This window comes from Planktotalea sp., from assembly GCF_039984035.1.
Lineage (GTDB): Bacteria > Pseudomonadota > Alphaproteobacteria > Rhodobacterales > Rhodobacteraceae > Planktotalea.
The window spans coordinates 1-5,490 of sequence record NZ_JBDWVM010000080.1 but is presented as its reverse complement, the minus strand read 5'-3'; the positions used below and the strand labels follow the sequence as shown (position 1 = coordinate 5,490).

7 protein-coding genes are annotated in these 5,490 nt (G+C 52.8%); 2 read left to right on the top strand and 5 right to left on the bottom strand.

The genetic code is table 11. The annotated features are described in order from the left end of the window. Positions 1-231: 231 nt before the first annotated feature. The 5 genes from ABJQ89_RS03645 to ABJQ89_RS03625 all read right to left on the bottom strand — a co-directional run bounded on the left by ABJQ89_RS03645 (position 232) and on the right by ABJQ89_RS03625 (position 3,557). Entirely contained in the window at positions 232-528 is a 297-nt protein-coding gene (locus ABJQ89_RS03645; RefSeq protein ID WP_348494911.1) for a 50S ribosomal protein L23, read from the bottom strand. Further along, positions 525-1,142, bottom strand: a complete 618-nt coding sequence (gene rplD, locus ABJQ89_RS03640) for a 50S ribosomal protein L4 (protein ID WP_348494910.1) — start codon at positions 1,140-1,142, stop codon at positions 525-527. The genes ABJQ89_RS03645 and rplD overlap by 4 nt, the downstream gene beginning before the upstream one ends. Further along, complete coding sequence (gene rplC / locus ABJQ89_RS03635; RefSeq protein ID WP_348494909.1) at positions 1,139-1,864, bottom strand: 50S ribosomal protein L3; 726 nt, start codon at positions 1,862-1,864, stop codon at positions 1,139-1,141. Before rplC ends, rplD begins: the two co-directional genes overlap by 4 nt. 13 nt (positions 1,865-1,877) lie before the next feature. Further along, positions 1,878-2,189: a 30S ribosomal protein S10 gene (gene rpsJ, locus ABJQ89_RS03630; protein ID WP_348494908.1), complete on the bottom strand. Its 312-nt coding sequence runs from the start codon at positions 2,187-2,189 to the stop codon at positions 1,878-1,880. Between the two features lie 399 nt (positions 2,190-2,588). Beyond that, entirely contained in the window at positions 2,589-3,557 is a 969-nt protein-coding gene (locus ABJQ89_RS03625) for a hypothetical protein (protein WP_348494907.1), read from the bottom strand. Positions 3,558-3,843: 286 nt separating this feature from the next. Here ABJQ89_RS03625 and ABJQ89_RS03620 point away from each other — a divergent pair, with 286 nt between their 5' ends. Together ABJQ89_RS03620 and ABJQ89_RS03615 are read left to right on the top strand one after the other, a co-directional pair. Continuing rightward, entirely contained in the window at positions 3,844-4,137 is a 294-nt protein-coding gene (locus tag ABJQ89_RS03620; protein ID WP_348494906.1) for a Dabb family protein, read from the top strand. A 7-nt stretch (positions 4,138-4,144) separates the two neighbouring features. Beyond that, on the top strand, positions 4,145-5,254 hold the full coding sequence (locus ABJQ89_RS03615; RefSeq protein ID WP_348494905.1) for an aminodeoxychorismate synthase component I: 1,110 nt from the start codon (positions 4,145-4,147) through the stop codon (positions 5,252-5,254). Positions 5,255-5,490 lie beyond the last annotated feature (236 nt).

Below are 5,490 nucleotides of genomic sequence, written 5' to 3'. Positions count from 1 at the left end.
AGGGCGGCGTTGCCATGTGGATGGGATCAGCGTTCTTCACCGACAAGGACGGCAAAGTCGTCCAAGCTGATAAAACATTCGGCTATAAGCTGGATGAAGACGGTACCATGCGCATCGTGTTGCACCACTCGTCCCTGCCCTACGCGCCTTAACCTCGGCAGACACCCAAACCACCAAAAGCAAAAAGGCCCGCTGCAAGAGCGGGCCTTTTCGTTGTTACTGTGCTGATCTTTACAGACCAGTTGTCACGTCGATTGTGTTGCCTTCTTCAAGCGTTACATACGCTTTTTTGACATCTTTACGACGGCCAAGCTGACCGCGGAACCGCTTTGACTTACCTTTAGTGATGGACGTATTCACGGCCTTCACCTTAACACCAAAGAGCGCTTCAACAGCTTCTTTGATCATTGGCTTGTTGCTGTCGATCGCCACTTCGAAAACCACAGCGCCATTTTCGGACGCCATTGTTGTTTTCTCAGTGATGAGCGGCTTGCGGATTACGTCGTAATGTTTTGCTTGTGCGCTCATTTCAAACGTGCCTCCAATGCTTCGACACCTGCTTTTGTGAGCACGAGTGTGTCACGCTTCAGGATGTCATAGACGTTTGCGCCCATGGACGGCAGAACATCGAGACCTTCGATGTTACGTGCTGCTTGCGCGAAGTCTTCGTTCACGCTTGCGCCGTCGATGATCAATGCGCGTTTCCAACCGAGTGCAGAGACTTGTTTAGCCAATGCAGACGTCTTCATTTCGCCAGCTGCCTCATCGATCACAACGAGTTCGCCAGCTTTCGCTTTTGCGCTCAGTGCGAGTTTGAGACCCAATGCGCGGACCTTCTTAGGAAGATCGTGGCCGTGGGAGCGAACGACTGGGCCTTTGTAAACACCACCACCGCGGAAGATAGGCGCAGAACGTGCACCGTGACGTGCGCCGCCGGTACCTTTCTGACGATAGATCTTCTTTGTGGAGTACTTAACTTCGGAACGCGTCTTTACCTTGTGGGTGCCAGCTTGCGCGTTGTTGCGCTGCCAACGGACCACACGGTGCAGAATGTCTGCGCGTGGCTCAAGACCGAACAGAGCCTCGTCCAAGTCAACAGAACCGGCTTTGCCGCCGTCCAGTTTGATTACATCTAGTTTCATGCTTCACCGCCTTCTGCAGGTGCTTCAGCAGCCGGAGCTTCTGTTGCTGCAGATTTAAGAGCTGCTGGGAAAGGAACGCCGTCAGGCAGTTTCTTTTTCACAGCATCTTTAACTGTGACCCAACCGCCTTTGGAGCCTGGTACAGCGCCTTTGATCATGATCAAGCCACGATCCGCGTCTGTTTTCACGACTTCAAGGTTTTGCGTTGTCACGCGGGCTGCACCCATGTGACCGGCCATTTTCTTGCCTTTGAAAACCTTACCGGGATCCTGACACTGACCTGTGGAGCCGTGCGAACGGTGAGAGATGGAAACACCGTGTGTCGCGCGAAGACCGCCGAAGTTGTGACGCTTCATAGCACCCGCGAAACCCTTACCGATGGATGTGCCGGACACGTCCACTTTCTGGCCTTCAAGGTAGTGCTCAGCAGAAATCTCTTCGCCCACGTTGATGAGGTTGTCCTCAGAAACGCGGAATTCAGCAACTTTACGCTTCGGGGCAACTTTCGCTGCTGCGAAGTGACCGCGCATTGCTTGAGATGTACGCTTGGTCTTTGCTGTGCCCGCACCGAGCTGAACCGCTGTGTAGCCGTCCTTCTCATCTGTACGCTGCGCAACAACTTGCAAGCTTTCGAGTTGGAGAACGGTGACAGGGATCTGCTTGCCGTCTTCCATGAAAAGACGGGTCATGCCGACTTTCTTTGCGATAATTCCAGAGCGCATCTGTGATACCCCCTTAAACCTTGATCTCGACATCCACACCAGCAGCGAGGTCGAGCTTCATCAGCGCGTCAACGGTCTGGGGGGTCGGATCAATGATGTCCAGCATACGCTTGTGCGTACGGATTTCCCACTGGTCGCGGGACTTCTTGTTCACGTGTGGTGAACGAAGGACTGTGAATTTTTCAATTTTGTTCGGCAAAGGGATCGGGCCGCGTACGTCTGCGCCTGTCCGTTTTGCTGTATTGACGATTTCCTGAGTGCTCGCATCGAGTACACGGTAATCAAACGCCTTAAGGCGAATGCGGATGGTTTGGCTCGCGGCCATAATCATCACCCCTGTCTACAGGGTTAAGATCGGAGAGGAAGATAGCGGCTCATCCACCACCCTCATCGCGTCTGTATGGTCCAACAAAAGAGGGCACGCGTGAGCGCACCCTTGTCGGTAGCGCGCGTATAGGCTGAGTCGCAGGAGTTGGCAAGAGGCCGTTTATCTTTGCGAGCATGCTCGAATAGACATTTACTCAAATCAATTATGAAGGGATTAGCAAGGCCGGTTGGTTTTACCCAGTTTCTTAGAAGACGTTTGTAAAGAGCGGTTTCTCTCTAACACATTGCATAACCTAGCCTCAGCTCGAGAGCGATTATCGAGTTTTTGCACAGACTTGAATGCTCAATCAAAGATTGGGCAACGCCCGAACCGCCCCCGCGGGGCGGGCGCGGTGGCTCACTTACAAATCGGCAACTCTCGCGGCGCTTGTTTGGGTAAAGACTGTCGCCATCGATTGATCACGGGTTGCAACTCGCGCTTTGGCCAAAAACGCGGCGCGCCAATCTCTTTTAGGCAAGTAGCATTCCAATAAAGCCCCTGCTGCGCCGGAGAACCACCTGCCCTCGCCACCTGCGCAACCGCGTTGATATCGCGCGATTCAGGGTAGATGTAGAGCGTCGTGGGATTGCCGTTTACGCGTTGAAGGATCTCTGCGGTCTCCTCGCTCGACCAAGTGGTACAGCCATTGCTGCGCCCGCTGGTGTAATCGACCAGTCGACCAAATGGCACGTAGCCATTTTCATCTGCGTGGCGACTTTGAGGCATCTTCATCCGGCATTGCCATTTCAAGAACATCGCTTGATGCCCCCCAATCGCACGCTCTCGTGCATTGCGGGTTTCTTTCTCCCCGTCGAAAAGCAGAAAGGTCCTATAGAAAGGCTTAATCTGCGAACCTTCTCGATACATCCCTTTGAACGACGTTCGGCTTTCAGCCGTCACATAGGCCCCGCCCATGGTCAGCTTGGAGCCTTCCGCATTGCTGAAATTCTTAGCGCAGGTTCGACCATTAGAAAAATTGGCGCGTGCGAGCTTGCGTCCGTTGCCATATCCAGATGAACTGGCTCGAAAGATGCGCGTATTTTCGCAAATCGTATAAAATCGCCGCGATGGCGTACCATCAGGCGCTGTGCTTGGCCGAGTTGCATCCATAGCCAAATAACAAGAATTGCGAACCTTGCCGCGGCGCACCTTGTCCTGATGTAGCGCGCGCGCGCGCGATAAAACGATTGGCGCGATCTTGCCATCCTCGTATCCAACGTGATGTTGCAGCCAAGTAGGAACAGCAGTGCCTTGCGCATTCGCCAAATTAGGAAAGGCCAGCGTGAGTATCGCACCAAATTTCAACACCGCGCGTCGCAACGACATATGCCAACCTCTTTCCACTCTACACTCGCTTAGTAATCCTCAGAAGACTTGAGCCCTCATCAACTTGCAAGCGTTATTCCAGCGCACTTTCGTCAACACCGCCGGTGCCATCTAAGCGGTAAGATGCGTGGTATCTCGCACCCTGCGAGTAACGCGGTGTAGGCATGAAGTGTCGCAGTTAAACAGTATCACAAGTCCGCGGCTCAGCCTTGCTGCCCCACAGTGCATGAACTAAATAGGCGAAAATTAGCTGCCTGTTCGAGGCTAAATGGAAAGTTCCCCCACTATGACAACTCGTTCAAATATTCGCCACGTCGTATTCTTCAGCGCCAAGGACAAATCTGACGTGCCAGCGATCATTTCTGGATTGGAATTGTTGGCGGGCATCCCTCACTCAGAGGTTTTTGAGGTGCGTAAAAACAAGCAACAAGACCAGATTGCGAACGACGTGGATGTGGTGGTCTATGCGGAGTTCAAAGATCAGGCTGCTTTTGACGCGTACAAGGCCGATCCGATCTACCAAGATGCCATCGACGTCGTCCGCCCTCTGCGCGATTTGCGTGTCGCTGCGGACTTCTGAAACGACAGTGACATACAGCGTTTTATTCGACCATGGCCCGCTTATAACCGGCAGCCAATTTGTCGATCCAGAATTCATAATCGTGGCCAACAGCCCCGTAGAGGTCCCTGCTGCCTTCGATGCAATGCAGCGCGCGCAAGACAACGGCTATTGGCTTGCCGGTTTTGCGAGCTATGAGCTTGGCTATGTGTTTTCCCAAAAACTTCTGCCTTTGCTCCCCAAAGAACGCTCTGCCCCTTTGCTCAAGTTCGGCGTTTTTCAAAGCCCTGAACACCTTGTCGAAATGGAAAAGGCCCCGTCGCGGTTGAGTGATCCTCAAGCAATGTGGGACCTTGAACGCTACACGTTGGCCTTTAACCAAGTGAAATCTCACATAGAGGCAGGCGACATTTACCAAGCCAATCTGACCTTCTCGATTGAAGCCAAGTTCGAAGGTTCCGCAAAAGCGCTATATGAAACTCTGAAACGACGCCAAGCCGTACCATTTGGCGCCCTTGTTGATCTGGGCGAAGCTCAAATCCTGTCCCGTTCTCCAGAATTGTTCTTCAGCTGCTCCTCAGAGGGACTGTTAACGGCGCGCCCCATGAAGGGTACGATCGCTAGGGATCAAGACCCGACCCGAGATTATGAAAATGCGGAGTGGTTGCGTAGCTCCGAGAAGAACCAAGCCGAGAACCTTATGATCGTGGACCTGCTTCGCAATGATCTGAGCCGCATTTCGCAGGTAGGAAGCGTTAAGGTGCCTGACCTCTTTTCCATTGAGAGCTATGCGACTGTTCATCAAATGACATCAACAATCCAAGCAAAGCTAAAAGAAGATACGTCGCTCTATACGATATTTGAGGCGCTATTTCCCTGTGGTTCGATCACTGGTGCACCAAAGATCATGGCCATGCGTATCCTTAACCAATTGGAACGCCGCGCCCGCGGTATCTACTGTGGATCGATCGGGTGGATCGCACCGGATGGATCAATGGAATTCAACGTCGCAATTCGAACGCTCAGTTGCAAAAATGGGCGCGCGGTTTTCAATGTGGGTGGCGGCATCGTGTACGACAGCAAGTGTAAAGACGAATATAACGAAGCGCTTCTCAAAGCGAAATTCGCAACCTTCTGATTGGTAGTGTGCGTGTTATCACGCACCTTACGCGGTTTGGGCTCTGTAAAAGAAAAGCGGCACCCAGATTGCTCTGGATGCCGCTTGATCTTGTAGCACTGCCCTCTCCCAGATTGGAGAGGTGTGGGGCCTAGTAGTTTTTAGCGCGCTAAAAACAAGCTTCTCCCCACCGGTTTACGTCCGCGAAGCGGTCGTAAACTTACTCAGTGATCGAGGACACAACGCCCGCGCCAACT

What these genes read in the sequence shown, in the direction of transcription:
- ABJQ89_RS03645 (WP_348494911.1), bottom strand. Translation starts at nt 528, where the DNA reads ATGAGCGCACAAGCAAAACATTACGACGTAATCCGCAAGCCGCTCATC.
- rplD (WP_348494910.1), bottom strand. Translation starts at nt 1,142, where the DNA reads ATGAAACTAGATGTAATCAAACTGGACGGCGGCAAAGCCGGTTCTGTT.
- rplC (WP_348494909.1), bottom strand. Translation starts at nt 1,864, where the DNA reads ATGCGCTCTGGAATTATCGCAAAGAAAGTCGGCATGACCCGTCTTTTC.
- rpsJ (WP_348494908.1), bottom strand. Translation starts at nt 2,189, where the DNA reads ATGGCCGCGAGCCAAACCATCCGCATTCGCCTTAAGGCGTTTGATTAC.
- ABJQ89_RS03625 (WP_348494907.1), bottom strand. Translation starts at nt 3,557, where the DNA reads ATGTCGTTGCGACGCGCGGTGTTGAAATTTGGTGCGATACTCACGCTG.
- ABJQ89_RS03620 (WP_348494906.1), top strand. Translation starts at nt 3,844, where the DNA reads ATGACAACTCGTTCAAATATTCGCCACGTCGTATTCTTCAGCGCCAAG.